At 68.8% G+C, this 24,498-nt stretch carries 22 protein-coding genes; 19 read left to right on the top strand and 3 right to left on the bottom strand.

Annotation, left to right across the window (positions count from 1 at the left end; genetic code table 11):
• Positions 1-7 precede the first annotated feature (7 nt).
• The 3 genes from QM792_RS16440 to QM792_RS16430 are packed head-to-tail and all read left to right on the top strand — an operon-like array spanning position 8 to position 2,879.
• Complete coding sequence (locus QM792_RS16440) at positions 8-919, top strand: ABC transporter permease (protein ID WP_415151179.1); 912 nt, start codon at positions 8-10, stop codon at positions 917-919.
• Positions 916-1,890: an ABC transporter ATP-binding protein gene (locus tag QM792_RS16435; RefSeq protein ID WP_415151178.1), complete on the top strand. Its 975-nt coding sequence runs from the start codon at positions 916-918 to the stop codon at positions 1,888-1,890. Before QM792_RS16440 ends, QM792_RS16435 begins: the two co-directional genes overlap by 4 nt.
• A complete protein-coding gene (locus tag QM792_RS16430; protein ID WP_415151177.1) occupies positions 1,887-2,879 on the top strand; it encodes an ABC transporter ATP-binding protein in 993 nt (330 codons plus the stop codon). The genes QM792_RS16435 and QM792_RS16430 overlap by 4 nt, the downstream gene beginning before the upstream one ends.
• 137 nt (positions 2,880-3,016) lie before the next feature.
• On the opposite strand, the gene lysA is transcribed toward QM792_RS16430, so the two are convergent.
• Entirely contained in the window at positions 3,017-4,285 is a 1,269-nt protein-coding gene (gene lysA, locus QM792_RS16425; RefSeq protein ID WP_415151176.1) for a diaminopimelate decarboxylase, read from the bottom strand.
• On the bottom strand, positions 4,282-4,464 hold the full coding sequence (gene lptM, locus QM792_RS16420) for an LPS translocon maturation chaperone LptM (protein ID WP_415151175.1): 183 nt from the start codon (positions 4,462-4,464) through the stop codon (positions 4,282-4,284). The genes lysA and lptM overlap by 4 nt, the downstream gene beginning before the upstream one ends.
• Positions 4,465-4,480: 16 nt before the next feature.
• On the opposite strand from lptM, the gene cyaY reads away from it, so the two are divergent.
• Positions 4,481-4,834: an iron donor protein CyaY gene (gene cyaY / locus QM792_RS16415; RefSeq protein ID WP_415151174.1), complete on the top strand. Its 354-nt coding sequence runs from the start codon at positions 4,481-4,483 to the stop codon at positions 4,832-4,834.
• A 12-nt stretch (positions 4,835-4,846) separates the two neighbouring features.
• On the opposite strand, the gene QM792_RS16410 is transcribed toward cyaY, so the two are convergent.
• Complete coding sequence (locus QM792_RS16410; protein WP_415151173.1) at positions 4,847-7,210, bottom strand: penicillin-binding protein 1A; 2,364 nt, start codon at positions 7,208-7,210, stop codon at positions 4,847-4,849.
• Between the two features lie 311 nt (positions 7,211-7,521).
• On the opposite strand from QM792_RS16410, the gene QM792_RS16405 reads away from it, so the two are divergent.
• From QM792_RS16405 to QM792_RS16335, 15 genes are all read left to right on the top strand, one after another.
• On the top strand, positions 7,522-8,559 hold the full coding sequence (locus QM792_RS16405) for a pilus assembly protein PilM (RefSeq protein WP_415151172.1): 1,038 nt from the start codon (positions 7,522-7,524) through the stop codon (positions 8,557-8,559).
• Positions 8,556-9,185, top strand: a complete 630-nt coding sequence (locus QM792_RS16400; RefSeq protein WP_415151171.1) for a PilN domain-containing protein — start codon at positions 8,556-8,558, stop codon at positions 9,183-9,185. The genes QM792_RS16405 and QM792_RS16400 overlap by 4 nt, the downstream gene beginning before the upstream one ends.
• 7 nt (positions 9,186-9,192) lie before the next feature.
• A complete protein-coding gene (locus tag QM792_RS16395) occupies positions 9,193-9,909 on the top strand; it encodes a type 4a pilus biogenesis protein PilO (protein ID WP_415151170.1) in 717 nt (238 codons plus the stop codon).
• Entirely contained in the window at positions 9,906-10,451 is a 546-nt protein-coding gene (locus QM792_RS16390; protein ID WP_415151169.1) for a pilus assembly protein PilP, read from the top strand. The genes QM792_RS16395 and QM792_RS16390 overlap by 4 nt, the downstream gene beginning before the upstream one ends.
• 23 nt (positions 10,452-10,474) lie before the next feature.
• Positions 10,475-12,610 (top strand): type IV pilus secretin PilQ, encoded by a 2,136-nt coding sequence (gene pilQ / locus QM792_RS16385; protein ID WP_415151168.1) that lies wholly within the window; start codon positions 10,475-10,477, stop codon positions 12,608-12,610.
• 42 nt (positions 12,611-12,652) lie between these two features.
• A complete protein-coding gene (locus QM792_RS16380) occupies positions 12,653-14,206 on the top strand; it encodes an Ig-like domain-containing protein (protein WP_415151167.1) in 1,554 nt (517 codons plus the stop codon).
• Positions 14,207-14,269: 63 nt separating this feature from the next.
• Positions 14,270-14,830, top strand: coding sequence for a shikimate kinase (locus QM792_RS16375; protein WP_415151649.1), 561 nt, complete (start codon positions 14,270-14,272; stop codon positions 14,828-14,830).
• 29 nt (positions 14,831-14,859) lie between these two features.
• Positions 14,860-15,954, top strand: coding sequence for a 3-dehydroquinate synthase (gene aroB, locus QM792_RS16370; RefSeq protein ID WP_415151166.1), 1,095 nt, complete (start codon positions 14,860-14,862; stop codon positions 15,952-15,954).
• Entirely contained in the window at positions 15,951-17,108 is a 1,158-nt protein-coding gene (locus QM792_RS16365) for a deoxyguanosinetriphosphate triphosphohydrolase (RefSeq protein WP_415151165.1), read from the top strand. Before aroB ends, QM792_RS16365 begins: the two co-directional genes overlap by 4 nt.
• 108 nt (positions 17,109-17,216) lie before the next feature.
• Entirely contained in the window at positions 17,217-17,687 is a 471-nt protein-coding gene (locus tag QM792_RS16360) for a type IV pilin protein (protein ID WP_415151164.1), read from the top strand.
• Entirely contained in the window at positions 17,681-18,259 is a 579-nt protein-coding gene (locus tag QM792_RS16355; RefSeq protein WP_415151163.1) for a Tfp pilus assembly protein FimT/FimU, read from the top strand. Before QM792_RS16360 ends, QM792_RS16355 begins: the two co-directional genes overlap by 7 nt.
• Before the next feature lie 12 nt (positions 18,260-18,271).
• Positions 18,272-18,712, top strand: coding sequence for a type IV pilus modification protein PilV (pilV, locus tag QM792_RS16350; RefSeq protein WP_415151162.1), 441 nt, complete (start codon positions 18,272-18,274; stop codon positions 18,710-18,712).
• Positions 18,712-19,938, top strand: coding sequence for a PilW family protein (locus QM792_RS16345; protein ID WP_415151161.1), 1,227 nt, complete (start codon positions 18,712-18,714; stop codon positions 19,936-19,938). The genes pilV and QM792_RS16345 overlap by 1 nt, the downstream gene beginning before the upstream one ends.
• 2 nt (positions 19,939-19,940) lie before the next feature.
• Complete coding sequence (locus QM792_RS16340) at positions 19,941-20,603, top strand: hypothetical protein (protein WP_415151160.1); 663 nt, start codon at positions 19,941-19,943, stop codon at positions 20,601-20,603.
• A gap of 41 nt (positions 20,604-20,644) precedes the next feature.
• Complete coding sequence (locus QM792_RS16335; RefSeq protein WP_415151159.1) at positions 20,645-24,421, top strand: pilus assembly protein; 3,777 nt, start codon at positions 20,645-20,647, stop codon at positions 24,419-24,421.
• Positions 24,422-24,498 lie beyond the last annotated feature (77 nt).

Raw genomic sequence — 24,498 nt, 5'->3', positions numbered from 1 at the left:
CCGCTCGATGCGCGAGGCCCTGCGCCGCTTCCTCGACGGCGACGTCTGGCACAGCTTCCGCAGCTCGCCGGTGGCGATGGTCGCCGCGGCGGTGGCGGCGCTGTGCCTGTTCTGCGCCGTCTTCGCGCCCTGGGTGGCGCCGCACGACCCGTTCGACCTCGCCTCGCTGGAGCTGGCCGATTCGCGCCTGCCGCCGGCCTGGGAGGACGAGGGCAAGCCGGCCTACCCGCTGGGCACCGACGATCAGGGACGCGACATCCTCTCGGCGCTGATGTACGGCGCGCGCATCTCGCTGGCGGTCGGCCTCGTGTCGGTGCTGCTGTCGGTGCTGGTGGGCGTGGGGCTGGGGCTGTTGTCGGGCTTCGTCGGCGGGCGCGTCGACGCCTTCATCATGCGCGTGTGCGACGTGATGCTGTCGTTCCCGCCCATCCTGATCGCGCTGCTGATCGACGGCGTCGGCCGCGCGATGTTCCCCGACGCGCACGACACGCTCGCCTTCGCGGTGCTGATCCTGGCGATCGCGCTGTCGGGCTGGGTGAAGTTCGCGCGCACCGTGCGCGGCTCGACGCTGGTGGAGCGCAACAAGGAGTACGTGCAGGCGGCGCGCGTGATCGGCGTGCCGGGGCGGCGCATCATGGCGCGCCACGTGCTGCCCAACGTGATGGGCCCGGTGCTGGTGCTGGCCACCATCGACATCGGCCAGGCGATCCTGATCGAGGCGACGCTGTCCTTCCTCGGCGTCGGCGTGCCGCCGACGCAGCCCTCGCTGGGCACGCTGATCCGCGTCGGCAACGACTTCCTGTTCTCCGGCGAGTGGTGGATCACGGTCTTCCCCGGCGCCGTGCTGGTGATGATCGCGCTGTCGGTCAACCTGCTGGGCGACTGGCTGCGCGACGCGCTGAACCCGAGATTGAGATGAGCGCGGCGCCGCTGCTGGAGGTGAAGGACCTGCGCGTCGAGTTCCCCGGCCGGCGCGGCACGCTGCTCGCGCTCGACGGCGTCTCGTTCGACATCGCGCCCGGCGAGGTGCTGGGCGTGGTCGGCGAATCGGGCGCGGGCAAGTCGCTGACCGGCGCGGCCATCATCGGCCTGCTCGAGCCGCCCGGGCGCATCGCCGGCGGCGAGATCCGCCTGGACGGCCAGCGCATCGACGACCTGCCGCACGAGCGGATGCGCGCGCTGCGCGGCCGGCGCATCGGCGCGATCTTCCAGGATCCGCTGACCTCGCTGAACCCGCTGTACACCGTCGGCCGGCAACTGGTGGAGACGATCACCACGCACCTGCCGCTGTCGCCGGCGCAGGCGCGCGAGCGCGCCATCGCGCTGCTGGCCGACACCGGCATCCCGGCGCCGGAAGTGCGTTTCGGGCAGTATCCGCACCAGTTCTCCGGCGGCATGCGCCAGCGCGTGGTGATCGCGCTGGCGCTGGCCGCCGAGCCCACGCTGATCGTCGCCGACGAGCCGACCACCGCGCTCGACGTGTCGATCCAGGCGCAGATCATCACGCTGCTCAAGCGCGTGTGCCGCGAGCGCGGCGCGGCGGTGATGCTGGTCACGCACGACATGGGCGTGATCGCCGAGACCTGCGACCGTGTCGCGGTGATGTACGCCGGGCGCATCGTCGAGATCGGCCCGGTGGCCGAGGTGATCCACCGGCCGGCGCATCCGTACAGCGTCGGGCTGATGGGCTCGATCCCGGCGATGGACGAGGAGCGCGAGCGGCTGCTGCAGATCGACGGCGCGATGCCGCGCCTGAACGCGATTCCGCCCGGCTGCGCCTTCAACCCGCGCTGCCCGCGGGTGTTCGAGCGCTGTCGCCGCGAGCGGCCGGAGCTGATGCCGGCCGGCGCCACGCGCGCCGCCTGCTGGCGCGTCGAGGCGGCGTCATGACGGCGCTGGTCGAGGTGAAGGACCTCGCCAAGACCTTCGAGGTCTCGGCGCCCTGGCTGAACCGCGTGCTGGAGCGCCAGCCGCGCCGCTTCGTGCATGCGGTGGACGGCGTCAGCTTCGAGATCGAGCGCGGCCGCACGCTGGCGCTGGTCGGCGAATCGGGCTGCGGCAAGAGCACGGTGGCGCGGCTGCTGGTCGGGCTGCATGCGCCGACGGCCGGCGAACTGCGCTTCGACGGGCAGGACACGCGCTCGGCGCTGGCCGGCGCCGGCGCGCGCGCGCTGCGGCGGCGCATGCAGATGATCTTCCAGGACCCCTACGCCAGCCTCAACCCGCGCTGGAAGGTGCTGGACATCGTCGCCGAGCCGCTGCGCGAGCACGCCCTGGTGAGCGGCCCGGCCGAGGCCGAGGCGCGCGTGGCCGAACTGCTGCAATCGGTGGGGCTGGCGGCGGCGGACGCGCAGAAGTTCCCGCACCAGTTCTCCGGCGGGCAGCGCCAGCGCGTCTCGATCGCGCGCGCGCTGGCCACGCAGCCCGAGTTCCTGGTCTGCGACGAGCCGACCTCGGCGCTCGACGTCTCGGTGCAGGCGCAGGTGCTCAACATCATGAAGGACCTGCAGCGCGCGCGCGGCCTGACCTACCTGTTCATCTCGCACAACCTCGCGGTGGTGCGCCACGTGGCCGACGCGGTGGGCGTGATGTACCTGGGCCGGCTGGTCGAGGTGGCGCCCAAGGGCGAGCTGTTCGCGCGGCCGCGCCATCCGTACACGCGCATGCTGCTCGACGCGATTCCCGACATCCGCATGAGCGGCCGTGCGCGCACGCCGGTGCGCGGCGAGGTGCCGAACCCGCTGAACCCGCCGGGCGGCTGCTCGTTCCACCCGCGCTGCCCGCACGCGAACGAACGCTGCAAGAGCGAGCGGCCGGCGCAGCAGTCGATCGGGGGCGCGCTCGTCTCCTGCCACGCTGTGCAAGAGAGGCGGATCTGACCTCTTCCTACCCATTCGCGTTCGAACGTCAGACGCCGCTCGCCCTGAGCTTGTCGAAGGGCACGCGAGTGCCTCGGTGGGGCTTCGACAAGCTCAGCCCGAACGGGAACATTGATACGTTCGAACGCGAATGGGTATCAGGGAATCAGGCGCTCGTTGCGGAACAGCTCGGCGCTCGTCTCGCGCTCGCGGATCAGCCAGGCCTCGCCGCCCGACACCAGCACCTCGGCGGCGCGTCCGCGCGTGTTGTAGTTGCTCGCCATGCACATGCCGTAGGCGCCGGCCGAGAGCACCGCCAGCGTGTCGCCCGGCTGCACGGCCAGGTGCCGGTCGCGCCCCAGCCAGTCGCCCGATTCGCACACCGGGCCGACCACGTCGAAGGCCTGCGTCGGCGCGTCGCGCTGCGCGCAGGGCACGATGCCCATCCACGCTTCGTACATCGCCGGGCGCATCAGGTCGTTCATCGCCGCGTCGACGACGCAGAAGTTCTTCGTGCCGCCCGGCTTCAGGTACAGCACCTCGGTCAGCAGCACGCCGGCGTTGCCGACCAGCGAGCGGCCGGGCTCGAGCAGCAGCTTGCGGTGGCCGTGGCCGCGCGCGGCGATGCGTTCGAGCATCGCGCGCACCAGCGCTTCCGCGCCGGGCGGCTGCTCGTCGGTGTAGGTGATGCCCAGGCCGCCGCCGAGGTCGAGGTGGTGCAGTTGGATGCCGTGCGACTCCACCGCCTCCACCAGGTCGAGCACGCGGTCGAGCGCGTCGAGATAGGGGCCGATCTCGGTGATCTGCGAGCCGATGTGGCAGTCGATGCCGGCGACCTCGATGCCGGGCAGCGAGGCGGCGCGGCGGTAGACCGCCAGCGCGCGTTCGTGCGCGATGCCGAACTTGTTGCCCTTCAGCCCGGTGGAGATGTAGGGGTGCGTCTTCGCGTCGACGTCCGGGTTGACGCGCAGGCTGACGCGCGCCGTGCGGCCGCGCTGCGCCGCCACCTGCGCGAGCAGCTCCAGCTCGCCCTCGCTCTCGACGTTGAAGCAGGCCACGCCGGCGTCGAGCGCGCGAGCCATCTCGGCGCGTGTCTTGCCGACGCCGGAGAACACCACCTTGGCGGCGTCGGCGCCGGCGGCCAGCACACGCTCCAGCTCGCCGCCGGAGACGATGTCGAAGCCGCAGCCGGCGCGCGCGAAGGTCTGCAGCACCGCGAGGTTGCTGTTGGCCTTCATCGCGTAGCAGACCAGGTGGTCGCGGCCGGCCAGCGCGCGCTGGTAGCCGGCCAGCGCGGCCAGCATCGCGGCGCGCGAGTAGACGTACAGCGGCGTGCCGAAGCGCCGGGCGAGTTCGGCCAGCGCGATGTCCTCGATGAACAGGTCGCGGCCGCGGTAGCCGATGTGCGGCGAGCCGGGCAGCGTCATGGCGCGGCGGGTGCGGAGGCGGGCGCCGCGCCGGGCGGCAGCTTCAGCGGGCCCTTTTGGCCGCAGCCGGCCAGCGCGGCCAGCAGCGCGACGGCGGCGATGGCCGCGAGACCCCGATGGCGTCGCGGCCGGCGGCCGGCCGGCGGCGTCGCCGATACACTGTTCTTGCGCTGCAACATGCGTGAATTATCGACCATGAGCATTCCTTTCGAAGTCACACCGCTGGCCGACGCCGAGTACCGCAGCATCACGGCCGGGTTGCTGTCGCGCATCGAGGCCACGATCGACCGCTGGCTGCAGGACGACGTGATCGACATCGACACGCAGCGCAGCGGCGGGCTGCTGGAGCTGGGGTTCCCGGACGGCAGCAAGATCGTCCTCAACACCCAGCCGCCGCTGCACGAACTGTGGATGGCCGCGCGTGGCGGCGGCTACCACTACAAGTACAGCGCCGGGCGCTGGCTCGACACGCGCGACGGCGGTGAATTCCTCGCCGCGCTGTCGGCATGCGCCAGCGAGCAGGCCGGCCGGCCGCTGCGCTTCGAGTAGCCGCCGCGCGGCTCAGCGCTTGAACAGGTCGAGGATGCTCTTGCGCTCTTCCTCGACGGCGGCCGGCTCGGCCGGCGGCGCCGCCTCCTCGATGCCCAGCGTGGCCACGCCGCTGCCGTTGGCGTATTCGCTGTAGTACCACTCGCCGCCGACGTTGGTCACGCCGACCGGCGGCGTCGCCTCGGCCACCGGCACGCCCTTCAGCGTGCTGCTCATGAAGTCGATCCAGATCGGCAGCGACAGGCCGCCGCCGGTCTCGCGGTCGCCGAGCTTGCGCGGCGTGTCGTAGCCCATCCAGACCACCGCGGCCACCTGTTGCTGCCATCCCGCGAACCAGGCGTCGTTGGAATCGTTGGTGGTGCCGGTCTTGCCGTAGACGTCGGGACGCCGCAGCGTGGCCTGCGCGCGCGCCGCGGTGCCCGAGCGGGTGACTTCCTGCAGGAGGCTGGTCATCACGAAGGCGTTGCGCGCGTCGATCACGCGCGCCGACTCGCCCAGCTCGGCCGGCCGGGGCTCGTTGAGCACGCGGCCCTTGCTGTCGGTGATGCGGCTGATCAGGAAGGGCGCTACGCGGTAGCCGCCGTTGGCGAACACGCTGTAGGCGGTGGCCATCTGCAGCGGCGTCACCGAGCCGGCGCCCAGCGCCATCGTCAGGAAGGCGGGGTGCTTGTCGGCGTCGAAGCCGAAGCGCGTGATCCAGTCCTGCGCGTACTGCGGCGTGATCGCCTGCAGGATGCGGATCGACACCATGTTCTTCGACTTGGCGAGCGCGCGGCGCATCGACATCGGGCCGTCGAACTGGCCGTCGTAGTTCTTCGGCTCCCAGGGCTGGCTGCCGGTGGTGTCGGCGCCGAAGAACAGCGGCGCGTCGTTGATCACCGTGGCCGGCGTGAAGCCCTTCTCCAGCGAGGCCGAGTAGATGAAGGGCTTGAAGCTCGAACCCGGCTGGCGCCACGCCTGCGTGGCGTGGTTGAAGCTGCTCTTGGAGAAGTCGAAGCCGCCGACCATCGCGCGGATCGCGCCGTTCCTCGGGTTCAGCGCGACGAGGGCGCCCTCGACCTCGGGCTGCTGCGTGATGCTCCAGTTGCCCTTGGCGTCGCGGATCACGCGGATCACCGCGCCGCGGCGGATCGCCGTCTTCGGGTTGCCTTTGGCGGCCAGGCCCGAGGTGGCCGGCTTGAGGCCGTCGCCGGTGAGCGTCAGCAACTCGCCGCTTTGCAGCACGGCCTTGACCTGCTTCGGCGAGGCCTCCATCACGACGGCGGCCTTCAGCTCGTCGTTGTCGGGGTGCTCCTGCAGCGCTTCGGCGATGCGCGCGTCCAGATCCTGCGGCTTGGCGGGCAGGTCGACGTAGGCCTCCGGGCCGCGGTACACCTGACGGCGCTCGAAATCCATGATGCCCTTGCGCAGCGCGCGGTAGGCGGCCGACTGCTCGGCCGAGTCGATCGTCAGGAAGACGTTCAGGCCGCGTGTGTAGGCCTCGGCGCCGTACTGGCTGAAGATCAGCTGGCGCGCCGCCTCGGCCACGTGCTCGGCATGCACCGCCACCTCGCTCTGCGAGCGGTAGTGCAGCTTCTCGGCCTTGGCCGCGTCGTGCTGCTCGGCGCTGATGAAGCCGTTCTCGAGCATGCGGTCGATGATGTACTGCTGCCGCTCGGTGGCGCGCTTGGGGTTGACGATCGGGTTGTAGGCCGACGGCGCCTTGGGCAGCCCGGCGAGCATCGCGGCCTCGGCGATCGTGATGTCCTTCAGCGGCTTGCCGAAGTAGATCTCGCTGGCCGCCGCGAAGCCGTAGGCGCGCTGGCCGAGGTAGATCTGGTTCATGTAGACCTCGAGGATCTGCTCCTTGGTCAGCATGCTCTCGATCTTCAGCGCCAGCAGCACCTCGTAGATCTTGCGGGTGAAGGTCTTCTCGGTGGACAGGTAGAAGTTGCGCGCCACCTGCATCGTGATGGTCGAGGCGCCCTGGCTGCGCGCCTCGCTCAGGTGCGCCAGGCCGGCGCGCAGCACGCCCTTGTAGTCGACGCCGCTGTGCTCGTAGAAGCGCGCGTCCTCGATGGCCAGCACCGCGTGCTGCATCACCTTGGGGATCTGGCCGATCGGCGCGAAGCTGCGCCGCTCCTCGCCGAACTCGCCGATCAGCACCTGGTCGGCCGAGTAGATGCGCATCGGCAGCTTGGGCCGGTAGTCGGTCAGGCCGCTGATCGCGGGCAGGTTGGGGTAGGCCACCGCCAGCGCGATGGCCGCCAGCATCAGCCCCGCCAGCGCCACCGCCGCCGCCAGCCCGGCCAGCACCGCCACGGCCCGCAGCGGCCAGGCCGCCCAGGCCGGCAGCTTCGAAGCGCCGTTGCCGGCCGGTCGCTCAGATTCGCTCATGGGTCTCCATCGAAGCCGAAACTCATTATAGGAAGGGGGCCATGCATCAATTTGTCACGCCCCGAAGGTTGCCGGCGCGGCGGCCGATAAGGTGCTGATGCGATGTTCAGAAGCGCTTACAAGGGTGTGGCGTCTCGTGTGAGTTTTGCAACGAGCGAGGCGCTTGCGCCGGGCGTTTTTCTTTGGCGCACAAAGGCTTTACTGCTAGCATTGAAGTAACTTATTAACAGTCCGGCGCACCGTGAACGGCGCTGGGAGGGAAAGGCGTCGTGAGTCTTCTAGACACCCTGTTGGGACGAAAGCATGCGCCGATGATCGGGCTGGACATCAGTTCGTCGAGCGCCAAGCTGGTCGAACTCGGCCAGTCCGCCAACGGCGAATACGTCCTGGAGCGCTTCGCCTCCGAGCCGTTCGAGAAGGGCTGGATCACCGACGGCCAGATCGAGAAGTTCGACGAGGTGGCCGAGGCCGTCAAGCGCGTGGTCGCCAAGAGCGGCACCAAGACGCGTCAGGTGGTGATGGCGATGCCGCAGTCGGCGGTGATCACCAAGAAGATCATGCTGCCGGCCGGCCTGCGCGAGGAAGAGCTCGAACTGCAGGTCGAGTCCGAAGCCAACCAGTACATCCCGTTCTCGCTCGACGAGGTGAGCCTCGACTTCTGCGTGATCGGGCCGAGCCCGACCTCGGTGGGCGACGTCGAAGTGCTGATCGCCGCCTCGCGCAAGGACCGCGTGCAGGACCGCCAGGGCCTGGCCGAAGCCGCCGGTCTGAAGCCGGTGGTGCTCGACATCGAATCGCATGCCTCGCGCCTGGCGATGGGCCGCGTCGTCGCCGGCCTGCCCAGCGAGGGCAAGGACGCGCTGGTCGCGCTGTTCGAGATCGGCGCCGACACCACCAGCCTGAAGGTGCTGCGCGACGACGAGATGCTGTACGACCGCGACCAGGCCTTCGGCGGTTCGCAGTTGACGCAGCTCATCTCGCGCCAGTACGGCTTCTCGTTCGAGGAGGCGGAGCAGAAGAAGCTCGCCGGCGACCTGCCGGAAGACTACGAGAGCACGCTGCTCGCGCCCTTCGTCGACAGCCTGTCGCAGGAGATCGGGCGCGCGCTGCAGTACTTCTTCACCAGCACGCCGCACCACAAGGTCCACTACGTGATGCTCGCCGGCGGCACCGCCACGCTGCCGGGGCTGAAGGACCGCGTCACCGAACTGACCGGCTTCGCCTCGATGGTGGTGAATCCGTTCGAGAACATGAAGCTCGGCTCGGCCGTGCGCGAGAGCAAGCTGCGCCGCGAGGCGCCGTCCTACCTGACCGCCTGCGGCCTGGCGATGCGGAGGTTCCTGCAGTGATCCTGATCAACCTTCTTCCCCACCGGGAAGAAAAGCGCCAGCGCAGGAAGGTCGCGTTCTTCGCCGGCCTGGGCGCCGCCGCTGCCGCCGGCCTCGCGGTCGTCGGCGTCTGGTACCTCATCGTCCAGCAACTGACCTCGGCGCAGCAGTCGCGCAACGACTTCCTGAGCGCCGAGATCCGCAAGCTCGAGGTGCAGATCAAGGACATCGCGACGCTGCGCGCCGAGATCGAATCGCTCAAGGCGCGCCAGAAGGCGGTGGAAGACCTGCAGATCGACCGCAACGTGCCGGTGCACCTGCTCAACGAGCTGGTCAAGCAGACGCCGGAAGGCATCTACTTCAAGAGCATCAAGCAGGACGGCCAGGCGCTGACGGTGGCCGGCATCGCCCAGACGCAGGAGCGCATCTCCGAACTGCTGCGCAACACCGCGTACGGCTCCGAGTGGCTGGTGCGGCCCGAGCTGGTCGAGAGCAAGGCGATGATGGCCCAGGGCGCGAACAAGGAGCAGCGCCAGCTCTTCGAGTTCGCGATGCGGCTGAACGTGAAGCGGCCTCAGGAAGCGGCGTCCGCTCCGGCGGGAGCGGCATCGTCGGTTCCGGCCGTTGCGGCCGCCAACAAGGTTTGAGGGCGTCATGGCAAGCAAGCGAGGCATGAACGTCGACCTGAACTCGGTGTTCGAGGGCGCCGCGTCCCAGTTCCGCAACCTCAACCCCAACGAGCCCGGCCAGTGGCCGATGCTGCCCAAGCTGATGAGCTGGGGCGGCCTCGCGCTGGCGATGGTGGTGCTGGGCTGGTTCTTCCTGCTGTCGGATGCGCACGAAGCGCTCGATGGCGAGCGGGCCAAGGAGCAATCGCTCAAGGGCGACTATCGCAACAAGCTCGCGCAGGCCGTCAACCTCGACGAATTGCGCAAGCAGAAGCTGCAGGTCGAGGAGTACGTGACGCAGCTCGAGAAGCAACTGCCCGGCAAGGCCGAGATGGACGCGCTGCTGTCCGACATCAACCAGGCCGGCATCGGGCGCGGCTTGCAGTTCGAACTGTTCCGCCCCGGCAGCGTGGTCGTGAAGGACTACTACGCCGAGCTGCCGATCTCGATCAAGGTTTCGGGGCGCTACCACGACATCGGCGCGTTCGCGGCCGACATCGCGAACCTGTCGCGCATCGTGACCCTGCACAACATGAACATCGCCTCGGCGACGAAGGACGCCAGGGGCGGCGACGGCGGCGCGCTGACGATGGAAGCGACGGCGCGCACCTACCGCTACCTGGATCCGGCCGAGGTCGAGAGCCAGCGCGCCGAGAAGGCCAAGGCGGCGGCCAAGGGCAAGCCGGCGGGAGCCAGCAAATGAGTGACCTGAACATGAAGGCACGGCTCGCGCTGGCGCTGCTTGCCGGCTCGGCCCTGCTGGCCGGCTGCGGCGCCGAGCAGGAAGAGCTGACGCAGTGGATGGAGCAGCAGCGCCGCGAGGTCAAGCCCAACGTGACGCCGCTGACGCCGCCGAAGAAGTTCACGCCGCAGCCGTACACGGCGCTGGGCGGCGTCGAGCCGTTCAGCGCGCAGAAGCTGACGGTGGCGCTGAAGCAGGAGGCGCGGCAGCCCAACTCGCTGCTCGCCGCCGAGATCAACCGCCGCAAGGAGCCGCTGGAAGCCTACCCGCTGGACAGCATGCGCATGGTCGGCAGCGTCGCGCGCGCCGGGCGCCCCTACGCGCTGCTGCGCGTCGACAACCTGCTCTACCAGGTCAAGACGGGCGACTACATCGGCCAGAACTACGGAAAGATCACCAGGATCTCGGAGACCGAAGTGGCGCTCCGGGAAATCGTTCAGGACGCAGCGGGCGAGTGGATCGAGCGCGCCAGCGCCCTCCAACTCCAGGAGTCGGCGCGATGAAGCACAACCAGGAGAATCGGATCATGAGCATGTGGCGCGTTCGCGCACTGGCACTCGTGTTGGGCTTCGGCGCGCCGCTGGCGGGCTGGGCCCAGAACGCCATCCAGTCGATCAACAGCACGCAGCAAGGCAGCGGCGAAGTCGTTCGCATCGAACTGAGCGAGCCGCTGGCCGCCGTGCCGGCGGGCTTCACGATCCAGACGCCGCCGCGCATCGCGATCGACCTGCCTGGCGTCAGCAATGCGCTGGGCCGCAACTCGGTCGAGATCAACCAGGGCAACCTGCGCAGCGTCAACGTCGCGCAGGCCGGCGAGCGCACGCGCCTGGTGCTGAACCTCAAGCAGGCCACCAACTACAAGGCGCAGTTGCAGGGCAAGGCGCTGCTGCTGTTGCTCGACACCGCCGCCGCGGCGGTGGCCCAGCCGACGCCGTCGAGCAGCGGCGAGCCGGTGCGCTTCGCCGAAAGCCTGAACCGCGAGCAGCTCGCGCTGCGGGACATCGACTTCCGCCGCGGCACCGACGGCGCCGGCCGCCTGATCGTCGAGCTGCCGAACAACCAGGTCGGCGTCGACATCCGCCAGCAGGGCCAGAGCCTGGTGGTCGAGTTCCTGCGCTCGACGCTGCCGGAGAACCTGCGCAAGCGCTTCGACGTGACCGACTTCGGCACGCCGGTGCAGAGCGTCGTGTCCTCGCAGCAGGGCGACCGCGTGCGCCTGACCGTCAACCCGCGCGGCGCCTGGGAGCACAGCGCCTACCAGAGCGACAACCAGTTCGTGCTGGAGGTGCGGCCGCAGAAGGTCGATCCGAACAAGCTGACGCAGGGCCCGGGCTACGCCGGCGAGAAGCTGTCGCTGAACTTCCAGAACATCGAGGTTCGCGCGCTGCTGCAGGTGATCGCCGACTTCACCAACTTCAACGTGGTGACCAGCGACACCGTCACCGGCAACGTGACGCTGCGCCTGAAGGACGTGCCCTGGGACCAGGCGCTGGACATCATCCTGCAGGCCAAGGGCCTGGGGCTGCGCAAGTCGGGCAACGTCATCTGGATCGCGCCCAAGGACGAACTCGCCGCCAAGGAGAAGGTCGAGCTCGAATCCAAGGCCCAGGTGGCCCAGCTCGAGCCGCTGCGCACGCAGGCGTTCCAGCTCAACTACGCCAAGGCAGAGGAAGTGGCCAATGGGCTCACGGGCCAGAACCAGAGCGGCGGCAGTAGCGGCACGGGCACCAAGATCCTCTCGCCGCGCGGCAGCGTGATCTTCGAAACCCGCACCAACCAGCTCTTCGTCAGCGACATCCCCTCGAAGCTCGAGGAGATCCAGATGATGATCGGCAAGATCGACATCCCGGTGCGGCAGGTGCTGATCGAGGCGCGCATCGTGATTGCCGACGACAACTTCGGACGTTCGCTGGGTGTCAAGCTCGGCGCCACCGACATGCGCGGCATACGCGGAGGCATGCCGGGCTGGAGCGTGGGCGGCAACAACCGCGTCACCGTGGGCGGCAACATGAACGCCGTCGGCGGACAGACCGTGCAGACCGACGTGTTGAACTTCAACGACACCAGCTTCGTCTCGTTGCCGGCGATCGGCCAGAACAACTACAACCCGGCGTCGTTTGCGCTGTCGCTGTTCGGCGCGTCGTCGAACCGCTTCCTGAACCTCGAGATCTCGGCGATCGAGGCGGATGGGCGCGGCAAGGTGGTGTCGAGCCCGCGCGTGGTCACGGCCGACCAGACCAAGGCGCTGATCGAGCAGGGTACGGAATTGCCGTACCAGGTGGCGACCTCGAGCGGCGCGACCTCGCTGCAATTCCGCAAGGCCAACCTGAAGCTGGAAGTCACGCCGCAGATCACGCCGGAAGGCAGTGTGATCCTCGACGTGGACGTCAACAAAGACAGCGTCGGCCAGGCCACTGCCGCCGGCTTCGCGATCGACACCAAGCACGTCAAGACGCAGGTGCTGGTGGAGAACGGCGGTACGGTGGTGATCGGCGGCATCTTCGAGCAGAGCGATCGCACCGACGTGACCAAGGTGCCGTTCCTCGGCGACATCCCGGTGCTGGGCAACCTGTTCAAGACGACCACCAAGTCGTCCGAGCGCACCGAGTTGCTGATCTTCCTCACGCCCAAGGTCGTGACCGACCGAACGGGTTCGCTCTGAAGCGATCCGACTTAACCATCTGAACGAGAGCGAGTACCCGCGATGAAGCTGGTCAAGGCAATCTGGATTCTTCTGTGTGCAGCGACGCTGGCCGCTTGCGGCGGCGGCGGTGGCGGATCGGGTGGAAGTCCGTTCGGGAACGGTAGCGGAACTGGCGGCGGTGGCGGTGGCGGCGGGGGTTCCGGCTCCGGCAGCTCCGGCATCAGCGTTTCGGTGACCCGCGCGGGTGTTGCCACCAGCCAGATCACGAGCACCGAGACCGTTCAGGCCACCGCCGTGGTGAGGGATTCGAGCGGGTCCGTGGTCCCGGGCATCGTGGTGAAATTCACCGAAGATGGAACGTCGCTGCTCAAGTTCGCGCCCTCCTCGGGGACGGCCCTGACCGATGCATTGGGCGTGGCGACGGTCGACATCACTTCGTCCGACGCCGCCAACACCGGTGCGTTGGCGGTCAAGGCCAGCGCCGCACTGGGCTCGTCGACGCTGTCGGGGTCGAAAGCAATCGAGATCACCGCGGGTTCGGGCGGTGGCATCGCCGCGACGCCGGCGGCGATCAGCTTCGTCGGAGCGACGCCGAGTGGCACGGCGATCGTCGTGAAGGGTGCCGGCGGCAGCGGCAGGTCCGAGTCCGCGATCCTGACTTTCAAGGTCGTGGATGTGAGCAACACGCCGGTCAACGGGACGACGGTGAACTTCACCATCAACGCGGCCAGTGGCGGTGCGACCATCTCGCCCACGTCTGCGCAGACGAACGCGAACGGCCAGGTGACGGTCACGGTTTCTTCCGGGACGCAGCCTGCGTCTGTCGTCGTGACGGCTGTGTCCGTTGCGGTGCCGAGCGTCAAGACCCAGTCCGATACGTTGATCGTCAGCAACGACATCGTTCTGCCGGAGGGCTTCGAGATCGTCGCCGAGAAGTACAACCTCGACGGCAACCTGACGGGTGACAAGACCAAAGTGACTGCGTACGTGCGCGATCAGTTCGGCAACCCCGTGGCCGATGGTGTCGCGGTGAACTTCAGAACGGACTATGGTGTCGTGGCCTCGTCGACGCTGGGTGGATGCACCACGACGAATGGCACTTGCTCCGTCGATTTCAAGGTTCAGGAGCCGCGCGGCACCACCGGCATCGCGACGGTTGTCGGATCGGTCCGGATCGGCGACACGCAGGTGGTCAGCGATTCGATCCAGATCAATATGGCGCAAGGCCCGTACTTCGCCGTGGATGAAATGGGCACGCCGATCAGCCAGGTGCAGTTGAATGGCAGTTGCAAGCAGGTGCTCGAGATGTACCTGTCCGACGCCAACGCGCACTCGGTGGCGGCGGGCACGACCATCGCCGCGCCCTCCGCCAGTGCGGGTGTCAACGTCACGGTCAAGACGGGTTCCCCGGTACTCGACCAACTGACCGGTGGGTTCCCTCCGACCTTGTTCAGTATCCAGATCGACCTCAGTGGCTCCGACGTTGCTCCGGCCTGCAATGCCGGGGCGGGGACTGGCACGGCAACAACGCAGCCGACCTTCTTCCGCCTGGAATTCAAGACACCCAACAACATCGTCTATTCACAGCGTGTGCTGGTTCTCTACCCGCACTGATGCGCTGATGTCTTGAAAGGGCCTTGGGCAGGGCTCTGCCGTCAGGAGTCTGGTGCATTGCAGCTGCCCCTTGCTCTGGTCGGGATGCCTGGCGGTGGCAAGTCCACCGTCGGCCGTCAACTGGCCCGGCGGCTCGGGTGGTCCTTTCTCGATGCCGACGCCGTCATCGAGGAGCGTCTGGGCGAGCCGATTCGCGCGCTTTTCGAGCGGGTTGGTGAGGCACCCTTCCGGGCGCTCGAAGAAGAGGTCATCGACGAACTGACACGTGTGCCGCAGGGGCGCGTCATCGCCACCGGCGGCGGCGCCTGCCTGCGCGAAGCGAACCGCCGCGCCCTGCATGAGCGTTGCATCGTGATCTACCTGCGCTCGACGCCGGAAGAACTGTTCCGGCGGCTGCGCCACGACACGCACCGCCCGCTGCTGCAGGTGAAGGATCCCCTGGCGCGGCTGCGCGAGCTGTACGCCGTGCGCGATCCGCTCTACCGCGAATGCGCGCACTTCATCGTCGAGACCGGCCGCCCCTCGGTGCCGACGCTGGTCAACATGGTGCTGATGCAGCTCGAGCTCGCCGGCGCTCTGCCTGCGCATTTGGCGCGTTCCCCGGTCGATCCGCCGCGGCAGTGAGGGGCTAGCCCGCGCCTTAAACTCGGCGCATGAGTTCCCAGCCCACGCAGCGCGTCCGCATCGACTTGGCGGAGCGCAGCTACGACATCCTGATCGGTTCCGGCCTGCTGCGCGACGGCGCCAGCTACGACGGCCTGCCGCGCTCGCGCGATGCGATGGTGGTCACCAACACCACCGTGGCGCCGATCTACGCGGCGGACCTCGCCGAGCGGCTGCGCACGCGGCATGAACGCGTGCACGTGGTGGAACTGCCCGACGGCGAAGTCCACAAGGACTGGGCCACCCTCAACCGCATCTTCGACGCATTGCTGGGCCAGGGCTGCGACCGCAAGACCGTGCTGTATGCGCTCGGCGGCGGCGTGGTCGGCGACATGACCGGCTTCGCGGCTGCCTGCTACATGCGTGGCGTGCCCTTCGTGCAATTGCCGACCACGCTGCTGGCACAGGTCGATTCATCGGTGGGCGGCAAGACCGCCATCAACCACCCGCTCGGCAAGAACATGATCGGCGCGTTCTACCAACCGCTGCGCGTCGTCGCCGATCTCGACACGCTGGCGACGCTGCCCAGGCGCGAGATCGCCGCCGGGCTTGCCGAAGTGATCAAGTACGGGCCGATCGCCGACCACGCCTTCTTCGAGTGGATCGAGCAGAACGCCGACGACCTGGTCGCGCTGCGGCCCGCGGCGCTGCTGCACGCCGTCAAGCGTTCGTGCGAGATCAAGGCGCAGGTGGTCGGCGCCGACGAGCGCGAGCAGGGCCTGCGCGCCATCCTCAACTTCGGCCACACCTTCGGCCATGCGATCGAGGCCGGGCTCGGCTACGGCGAGTGGCTGCACGGCGAGGCGGTCGGCTGCGGCATGGTGATGGCCGCGCGGCTGTCGCAGCGGTTCGGCCTCGTCGATGCCGGCTACGCTGAGCGCGTTTGCGCGCTGGTGGCCAGGGTCGGCCTGCCGGTGCGTGCGCCCGATCTCGGCCGCGAGCGCTGGCTCGACCTGATGCGCGTCGACAAGAAGACCGAGGGCGGCGCGATCCGCTATGTCGTGATCGAAGCGCCGGGCCGTGCGGCGATGCGCGCCGTGCCCGACGAGGCGGTCACCGCGGTGATCGCCGAGTGCGTCGGATGAACGAGCTGGCGTCCTGCGCCAGCCGGCCCGAACGCTCGCGCGGGCGCCGTCACGCGCTGGCGCCCGACCCGCACCGCAACGAGTTCCAGCGCGACCGCGACCGCATCGTCCACAGCACGGCGTTCCGCCGCCTGGTCTACAAGACGCAGGTCTTCCTCAACCACGAGGGAGACCTGTTCCGCACGCGGCTGACGCACACGCTCGAAGTGGCGCAGATGGCGCGCTCGATGGCGCGCCGCCTCGGCCTGCACGAAGATCTGTGCGAGGCGATCTCGCTGGCGCACGACCTCGGCCACACGCCCTTCGGCCACGCCGGGCAGGACGCGCTCGACGAGGCCTACCGCACCGCCGCGCCCGACGCCGGCGGTTTCGAGCACAACCTGCAGAGCCTGCGCGTGGTCGACCTGCTCGAGGAGCGCTACCCCGATCATCCGGGCTTGAACCTGTGCTTCGAGACGCGCGAGGGCATCCTCAAGCACTGCTCGCGCCGCCACGCGCAGGCGCTGGAGGAAGACGAGCCAGGCGGCGTGGGCCGGCGCTTCCTGGAGCGCACGCAGCCGAGCCTGGAGGCGCAACTGGCGAACCTCGCCGACTCGATCGCCTACAACGCGCACGACCTCGACGACGGCGTGCGCGCCGGCCTGCTGGCGTACGAACAGTTGCTGGAACTGCCGCTGCTGGCGCGGCTGCACGCGCAGGCGGTGGCCGCGCACCCCGGGCTGGCCGGGCGGCGCCTGCTCTACACGCTGCTGCGCGGCCTGATCGCGCAACTGATCGACGACACCGTGCGCTCGACCGCATCGGCGATCGAGCGGCACGGCGTCGACAGCGCCGAGGCCGCACGCCGCGCGCCGCCGCTGGTGCGCATGAGCGAGGCCACCGCGGCGCAGGTGCGGGAACTGCAGGCCTTCCTGCGCGAACGCCTGTACCGCCACGAGCGCGTCTGGCGCACGACACGCGCCGCACAGCAGGTGATCCGTGAACTCTTCACGGCCTATCTGCAACGGCCCGATGAAATGCCGGGCGCGCACCGCGAGCGCCGCCCGCTGGAAGCGGCCGTGGTCGACTACATCGCCGGCATGACCGACCGATTCGCGCTGCGCGAGCATGCGCGCCTGTTCGGCCCCGGCTCGCTGGCCGCAGAACTGGCCTGATCCGCGCGGCGGCCGACGAACGGCACGCGAGGCCCGACGCGCGGTGCGCTGCGCGCGCGGGACGACTTCGATAATCGCCGCACCATCAATCCCATTGGGGCTCTCGCGATGACTCCTGCGATCCGTCGGCCGTTCAAGCGCTTCGCGCAAGGCTTCACGCTCATCGAAGTGATGATCGTCGTGGCGATCATCGGCATCCTCGCGGCGATCGCCTACCCGAGCTACCGCGACTACGTGATCCGCGGTGCGCTGGTCGACGCGACCAATGGCCTGACCGCGGTGCGCGCCGACATGGAGCGCCACTTCCAGGACAACCGCAGCTACGCTACCGTCGGCGCGTTCACCTCGCCGTGCCAGCGCGGCGCCGGAGCGCTGACCTTTGGCGACTTCGTCGTCAGTTGCACCGGCACGCTGGATGCCACGCAATACACGCTCCTCGCCACGGGGACGGCAGGTACGGTCGTCGGAGACTTCAGGCTCACCGTGAACCAACGCGACGAACGTGCGACCACGGCCGCAGCCCCGGGCTGGCCCACCTGCGCCACCCGCTGGCTGACGAAGAAGGGCGCTCCATGCTGACGAGGTTCGCCCGCCAGCGGGGCTTCACGCTCGTCGAGCTGATGGTCGCGATCACGGTGCTCGCCATCCTGTTCTTCCTGGCGCTGCCCGACTTCCGCACCTGGATCCAGAACACCCGCATCCGCTCGGTGGCCGAGGCCTTGCAGAACGGCGTACGCCAGGCGCAGGCCGAGGCGGTGCGGCGCAACCGCACCGTGGTCTTCTTCCTCACCAATGCCGAGCCCAGCGAGACGGCAGCGGCAGTGGCCGACGGCGTGAACTGGGCGGCGCGCACGGTGCCCGTGCTGCCGAACGAACCCGTCGATTTCGTTCGCGGTGGCGCGTTCTCCGACGTGGCGCCGGGCGTGACGATCACCGGCCCTGCGGCGATCTGCTTCAACGCCGTGGGCCAGCAGGTCACCATCGCGGCCCAAGGCTGCGCGGCGGCGTCCACCGACTACGACGTGAACGGCCCGGTGGGCATGACCGATCTGCGCCGCCTGCGCATCAACGTCAGCCTGGGTGGCCGCGCACGCATGTGCGATCGCGACAAGATCCTGTCCGACACCCACCCCGATGGTTGCTCACCCTGACGGATGCTGAAGATGCGCAAGTTCCCCCCTTATCGCAGCGGCCCGCAGCGCGGTGTCACGCTCATCGAGGTGCTGGTGTCGGTGCTGATCATGTCGTTCGGCATCCTCGGCGTGGTCGCCTTGCAGGCGCGCGCGATCCAGTTCTCGCTCGATGCCGACGACCGCAACCGCGCCGCGCTGTTCGCCGACGACCTCGCCGCGCAGATGCGCCTGGCGCGCAGCACCACGCTGCCGACCTCGCAAATCGAGGATTTCGAGAAGCGCGTGCAAGGCATCGACCCCGTCACCAGCCAGCCGACCGGCCTGGGCCTGCCCAACGCGACGCTGACGGTTGCCGCTGGGGCGACGCCCAATGTCGCGACCATCACCATCGCCTGGCGGCATCCGGGCGAGCCATCCGGCCAGGATTCGCGCCTGGTGACCGACGTGGTGCTGACCGCCGAGGAGATGTGATGGCCGCTGTTTCCTCCCCCATCGCCATGCCGTGCAGGAACCGGGGCTTCTCGCTGATCGAATTGATGGTCGGCGTGGCCATCGGCCTGGTGCTGACGCTGGCGATCTTCCAGGTGCTGATCCTCAGCGAAGGCCGCAAGCGCTCGCTGACGGGCGTCAACGACGTGAGCCAGTCGGGTGCGTACAGCGTCTACGTGATCGACCGCATCCTGCGCAGCGCGGGCTCGGGCTACGCGCAAGGGCTGAGCCGCGTGGGCGGCTGCCGCATCAGCGCGCGGTTGCCGGCGGCCACCGGCGAAACGCTGCCGCGGGTGAACGCCTTCCCGGCGCCGTTCAGCGCGGTGCCGCGCGAGCAGCGGCTCGCGCCGGTGGTGATCTTCCCGGGCGCCTCCGACACCGGCTCGGATGTGATCATGGTGATGAGCGGCGCCTCCGGCTATGGCGAGGTGCTGGCCGACGTGCAGCCCAGCAGCATCGGCGCGGCCGATCTGCGCCTGGCCAACACCATCGGCTACCGCGCCGGCGACTTGGTGATGATCGCCGGCGGCGACGAGTGCCTGCTCAGCCAGGTGTCCGCGGCCAAGCCGGTGTGCGCCGGCGAGCCGACGTCGCCGACGCCCACCACCGCGTGCGGCCCGCTGCTGCCGCTGGCCGGCGACTACTTCACCGCCGCCGGCACCCACACCTCGCTGGCCGCGCTCAACGGCGTGGTGGGCGCCACTACGTTCACGCTCGGCAACCCGGGCGCCGGAAACCTGCCCGAGTTCACGCTGCTCGGTGTCGGCGAGAACTCCACGCTGTTCCGGCACGACCTTCTGCTGACCAACGGCCAGAACACCTCGGAGCCGGTGGCCGAAGGCGTGCGCGTGCTGCGCGCCGTCTACGGCATCGACACCAACAACGATGGCGTCCTCGATGCGTGGCAGTCGCCGAGCGCGGCCGGCTGGGATGGCGCGTCGCTGATGAACGGTTCGGCCCTCTCCAACCAGCGCCTGCGCCAGATCGTGGCCGTGCGCGTGGGCCTGGTGCTGCGCTCGGCGCTGGTCGAGAAGGAGATCCAGGCGGGCGTGCCCGTCGCGCCGGAAACCTTGACGCTGTTCGGTGACCTGCCGGTTCCCGCCTCCGACAAGGAGGTAGACCTGACGGCGACCGGCGAGAACCGCAACCAGCGCCACCGCACCGTCGAGGTGACGGTGCCGCTTCGCAACATCCTGATGCTGCCCTAGCCATGAAGCACCCCGTCCTGCGCAACGAACGTGGCGTCGTCCTGGTGACGACGCTGCTGATCCTGCTCGTCATGCTGGTCGGCGCCGTGGCGCTGATCCGATCGTTCGACACGTCGATGGTCACGGCCGGCAACCTGTCGTTCAAGCGCGACCTGGCGCAGCAGAGCGAACTGGCGGTCGAGACCATCCTCAGCGAGTTCCGCGCCGCCGGGCCGCTGGCCACGCGCGCCACCCGCGCCACCAGCGACCTGTCGCGCAACTACAGCGCCAGGGTGCTGGCCAGCAATGCGCAGGGCATTCCGCTGGCCTTGCTGTCCACCACCTTGGCCGACAACAGCGGCCCGGTGGGAACGGCCGGCGACATCGACGCCGGCCGGGGCATCACGTTGCGCTATCTGGTCGACCGCCAGTGCAGCGAGACCGGTGACGACGCCGCGCTGGGCCCCGACCGTTGCACGCTGGTCGAAGGCGGGCGGCTGCCGGGCGGCAGCTCGTCGCAATGGCAGCGCGCCGAGCAGAGCAGCGGCGTGGCCGCGGGCGGCGCCGGCGCCGGCCTGGCGGGCGCCGCGCCGCAGCACGTCGTCTACCGCATCAGCATCCGGGCGACCGGCCCGCGCGGCACGCAGTCGTTCTTCCAGACCACCTACGGTTGCTGCGACAACTGAGCTTGCGCGCATTCCACTTCCACGCTTCGAAGGCCGATCCGATGAACAAGCAGACCGGACTGAAATTCGCCGCCCTGGCGCTGGCCGCCCTCACGGCGAGTTCGACGGCGTCCGCCGTCACGGCGCTGGCCGACGCGCCGGTGTTCTCGCGCAGCGCGATTCTGGGCAACGTGGCGCTGGCGCTGTCGGTGGAATGGCCGACGGCCGAGCGTGCCGCCTATCCGGGCACGAACGACTACAACAGCGCGAGAACCTACAAGGGCTACTTCGACCCGAACAAGTGCTACGACTACCAGTACCACCCCACCGTTGTGGCGAACCGGTACTTCGTGCCCGCCGCCGTGGCGACCAACCGCACCTGCACGAGCAAGTGGAGCGGCAACTTCCTGAACTGGGCCGCCACGCAGACGATCGACCCGTTCCGCCTCGTGATGACCGGCGGCTTCCGCACGCGCGATGAAGTCGCGCTCACCGTGTTGCAGAAAGCCAATCATCCGGCCACGGGCCAGCTCTTCCCGAACAAGAGCCTGCCGGCGGCGCAGATCGCGGGTGCCACCCCCTTCGGGGCGCACGCCGCGCTCAACATGCGCATCAACGGCGCCGGGTTCGACATGCTCTTCACGGTGAGCGGCGACGTCGGGCAGATCAACGCCGCCGTGCCGACCTCGACCTACTTCAATCCCGGCCTCCCGTTCAACCCCGCGACCGTCTACCGCATTCCGATCCGCGTGAAGGTCTGCGACCCGAACGCCCCCGGCGGTGTGGAGGCGAACTGCAAGAAGTACGGCAACAACTGGAAGCCCGAAGGGCTGATGCAGGAGTACTCGCAGCGCTTGCGCTTCGGGGCGCTCGGCTACCTCAACCAGTCCGGCAACTCGCGTGACGGCGCCGTGCTGCGCGCGCGCATGAAATACGTCGGCGCGACCTACCCGGTGCCCAGCGCGCCGGACGTCGTCAATGCGGCAGCCGAGTGGGACCCGAACACCGGCATCTTCGTCGACAACCCCGACCCCGCCGATGCGGCGGCGACCAACGCCGCGTATACGCCGGCGACCGCGATCGTCAACAGTGGTGTGGCCAACTACCTCAACAAGTTCGGCCAGATCACCGGCAACGGCTACAAGGGCAACGACCCCGTGAGCGAGTTGTACTACGCCGCCCAGCGCTATTTCCGCAACATCGGTGCGGTGCCCGAGTGGAACAACCTGCTCAATACCACCACGGTGAATCAGGCGCTGGACGGTTTTCCGGTGATCCGTAACTGGGACGATCCGATCCAGTACTCCTGCCAGAAGAACTTCATCCTCGGCATCGGCGACATCTACACCCACGCCGACAAGAACATCCCCGGGGCGACTGGCACCAGTCTCGAGCCACCCAAGCCAGCTTCCGTCTCGGGAGACACGGCGGTCGACGCGCAGGCGGCCACCAACCGGGCTTTCACGCTGCAAGGTTTGGGCAATCCGAACGCCGACAACTACAGTGGCCGCAGCAACTCGGCGGGGATGGTCGGCCTGGCCTACTGGGCCAACGTCAACGACATTCGCCCCGACGTGGCGGGCGTCGCCAAGACGGAAGGCAAGCAGACGATCCAGACGCTGTGGGTCGACGTGCTCGAGCAGCCCTTCGTCACGAACAACCAGTTCTACCTGACGGCCAAATACGGTGGGTTCATTCCGCCCACGACGCCGGAGTACAACTTCGCCAACACCACGCCCCTGCCGCAGGCTTGGTGGTCGACCAACGGAGAAACACTGTCGGGCCAACCGCGCCCCGACAACTACTTCACCGCCGGCAACCCCGACCAGATGATCTCTGGCCTGACGAAGGCCTTCCAGCGCATCAACGCTCTGAGCGCGGCCTTCACGACCTCGTTCTCGACCTCGCTGCCGCAGGTGTCGCAGTTCGGCAATGCCAGCTTCGGTGCGCAATACGATGCCAGCAACTGGACCGGTGAGGTGGTCGCGAGCGAACTCAACTTCGCCGCCGACGGCACGCCCTCGCTGGCCGAGCGCTGGCGCGCCAAGGCGACGCTGGCCACACAGTTGGCCGGCACCGGCTGGAACACGAACCGCCGCCTCGCCACCTGGAATGGCAGCGCGGGCGTGCCCTTCCGCATCGCCAACCTGACCGCCGCGCAGCGCTCGGCGCTGGACACGCCCTACCTCGGCGCCGGCGAAACGACGAACGTCGACGACAGCGCGAACTACCTGAACTATCTGCGTGGCGACCGCACGAACGAAACAACCTCCACGGTGGCGGGCAGCACACGCGCCTACCGGCCCCGCGAGGCGCTGCTGGGCGACATCGTCGGGTCGCGGGCCAAGCCGATCGGGGCGCCGTCGTTCCCGCTCGCCGATGGCTTGAACCCGGGCTACGACGCTTTCAAGGTTTTGCACCGCAACCGTGCGACCGTCGTCTACGTCGGCGCCAACGACGGCATCCTGCATGCCTTCAACGGCGCGATGAGCGGCGCCGGCGCGGGCAGCGAGATCTTCGGCTACATCCCCAGTGCGCTCTTCAACGGTCCGAGCAGCCCGGCCACGCCGGCCGTCGATGGGCTGGCGCTGCTGGGCAACCCGGACATGGACCACCACTTCCTGGTGAACGCCACACCCGGCAACTTCGACATCGACTTCAGCCGCACATGGACCGGCTCGGCCGTCGGCAGCGGCACGCCGGATTGGCGCTCGATCCTGGTCGGCGGGCTGGGCAAGGGCGGCCGCGCCTACTATGCGCTGGACATCACCAGCCCGACGGCGGCGAACGAAACCACGGCGGCCGCCAAGGTGCTGTGGGAGTTCAGCGATCCGCGCCTGGGCTTCTCCTATGGTGAGCCCGTGTTCGCGAAGACGCGCAAGTACGGCTGGACGGTGATCCTGCCCTCGGGCTACAACAACGCGGACGGCAGCGGCTACATCTTCCTCGTCAATCCGCGCACCGGCGCGCTGCTGGAAGCGGTGTCGACCAACACCGCCTCGTCCACGGTGGACACCGGGCTCGCGCACATCAACGCCTATGTGCTCGACTACACCGACGGCTATGCCGACGCCATCTACGGCGGCGACCTGAACGGCAACCTGTGGCGCTTCGACATCACCGCGACCTCGGGCGCCTATCCCGCGCCGATCGTGATGGCGCGGCTGACCGACAGCCTGGGTGTCGGCCAGCCGGTCACGTCGCGGCCGATCGCGGAACTGCACCCGAAGACCAAGGAGCGCGTCGTGCTGGTGGGCACCGGCCGCCTGCTCAGCCAGAACGATCGCAGTTCGACGCAGGAGCAGACTTTCTATGCCATCAAGGACGGCAACTCGATCCGCTTCAATGCTGCCGGCGATCTGCCCACGGGTGTGACCTTCCCGATCCGTCGGAGCAATCTGGAACCCAACCAGGACTGGGTGACCGGCGTCACCAACGCTGCGACCAACAGCATGGGGTTCTACACGGATCTCGGGCGCGGCGCGGACGACATCGCCTGGCGCGTCGTCAGCGACCCGACCTCGTTCCTCGGCGTCGTGGCATTCACGCCGACCCTGCCGAACATCACCAATCCGTGCTCGCCGTCGGGCATCAGCCGTGTCTACGCCGGCGACTTCAGCACCGGCCTGTCGGTGTTGGTGAACAACGTCAACGGGGTGATCGGCTACGTTCAGGTCGACGACGGCGTCGTCACCGATCTGCGCTTCCTCAGCGTTGGCGGCAAACCGCGGCTGATCACCGGCACCGACAGCGGCTCGGTGCGGCAGTTGCGCGGCAACTTCGGCACCACCACCGGCCTGCGGCGCATCAACTGGCGCGAGGTGCAGCTCGGCAACTGAGCGCGGGCTCGACCGCGGCGCGCTCACCGTAGACTGGGCGCCGGCAGCGAAGGGCGATGGCATCTGCCGTCGCCCTT

The organism is Piscinibacter sp. (genome assembly GCF_047600445.1).
Taxonomy (GTDB): Bacteria; Pseudomonadota; Gammaproteobacteria; order Burkholderiales; family Burkholderiaceae_C; genus Piscinibacter.
Note: the sequence above shows the minus strand (reverse complement) of the source record. Positions and strands in the feature narration are given on the sequence as shown.

Bases quoted from the DNA above. Each gene is read 5' to 3' on its own strand.
- QM792_RS16440 (WP_415151179.1), top strand. From the start codon at position 8: ATGCGCGAGGCCCTGCGCCGCTTCCTCGACGGCGACGTCTGGCACAGC.
- QM792_RS16435 (WP_415151178.1), top strand. From the start codon at position 916: ATGAGCGCGGCGCCGCTGCTGGAGGTGAAGGACCTGCGCGTCGAGTTC.
- QM792_RS16430 (WP_415151177.1), top strand. From the start codon at position 1,887: ATGACGGCGCTGGTCGAGGTGAAGGACCTCGCCAAGACCTTCGAGGTC.
- lysA (WP_415151176.1), bottom strand. From the start codon at position 4,285: ATGACGCTGCCCGGCTCGCCGCACATCGGCTACCGCGGCCGCGACCTG.
- lptM (WP_415151175.1), bottom strand. From the start codon at position 4,464: ATGTTGCAGCGCAAGAACAGTGTATCGGCGACGCCGCCGGCCGGCCGC.
- cyaY (WP_415151174.1), top strand. From the start codon at position 4,481: ATGAGCATTCCTTTCGAAGTCACACCGCTGGCCGACGCCGAGTACCGC.
- QM792_RS16410 (WP_415151173.1), bottom strand. From the start codon at position 7,210: ATGAGCGAATCTGAGCGACCGGCCGGCAACGGCGCTTCGAAGCTGCCG.
- QM792_RS16405 (WP_415151172.1), top strand. From the start codon at position 7,522: ATGATCGGGCTGGACATCAGTTCGTCGAGCGCCAAGCTGGTCGAACTC.
- QM792_RS16395 (WP_415151170.1), top strand. From the start codon at position 9,193: ATGGCAAGCAAGCGAGGCATGAACGTCGACCTGAACTCGGTGTTCGAG.
- QM792_RS16390 (WP_415151169.1), top strand. From the start codon at position 9,906: ATGAGTGACCTGAACATGAAGGCACGGCTCGCGCTGGCGCTGCTTGCC.
- pilQ (WP_415151168.1), top strand. From the start codon at position 10,475: ATGAGCATGTGGCGCGTTCGCGCACTGGCACTCGTGTTGGGCTTCGGC.
- QM792_RS16380 (WP_415151167.1), top strand. From the start codon at position 12,653: ATGAAGCTGGTCAAGGCAATCTGGATTCTTCTGTGTGCAGCGACGCTG.
- aroB (WP_415151166.1), top strand. From the start codon at position 14,860: ATGAGTTCCCAGCCCACGCAGCGCGTCCGCATCGACTTGGCGGAGCGC.
- QM792_RS16365 (WP_415151165.1), top strand. From the start codon at position 15,951: ATGAACGAGCTGGCGTCCTGCGCCAGCCGGCCCGAACGCTCGCGCGGG.
- QM792_RS16360 (WP_415151164.1), top strand. From the start codon at position 17,217: ATGACTCCTGCGATCCGTCGGCCGTTCAAGCGCTTCGCGCAAGGCTTC.
- QM792_RS16355 (WP_415151163.1), top strand. From the start codon at position 17,681: ATGCTGACGAGGTTCGCCCGCCAGCGGGGCTTCACGCTCGTCGAGCTG.
- pilV (WP_415151162.1), top strand. From the start codon at position 18,272: ATGCGCAAGTTCCCCCCTTATCGCAGCGGCCCGCAGCGCGGTGTCACG.
- QM792_RS16345 (WP_415151161.1), top strand. From the start codon at position 18,712: ATGGCCGCTGTTTCCTCCCCCATCGCCATGCCGTGCAGGAACCGGGGC.
- QM792_RS16340 (WP_415151160.1), top strand. From the start codon at position 19,941: ATGAAGCACCCCGTCCTGCGCAACGAACGTGGCGTCGTCCTGGTGACG.
- QM792_RS16335 (WP_415151159.1), top strand. From the start codon at position 20,645: ATGAACAAGCAGACCGGACTGAAATTCGCCGCCCTGGCGCTGGCCGCC.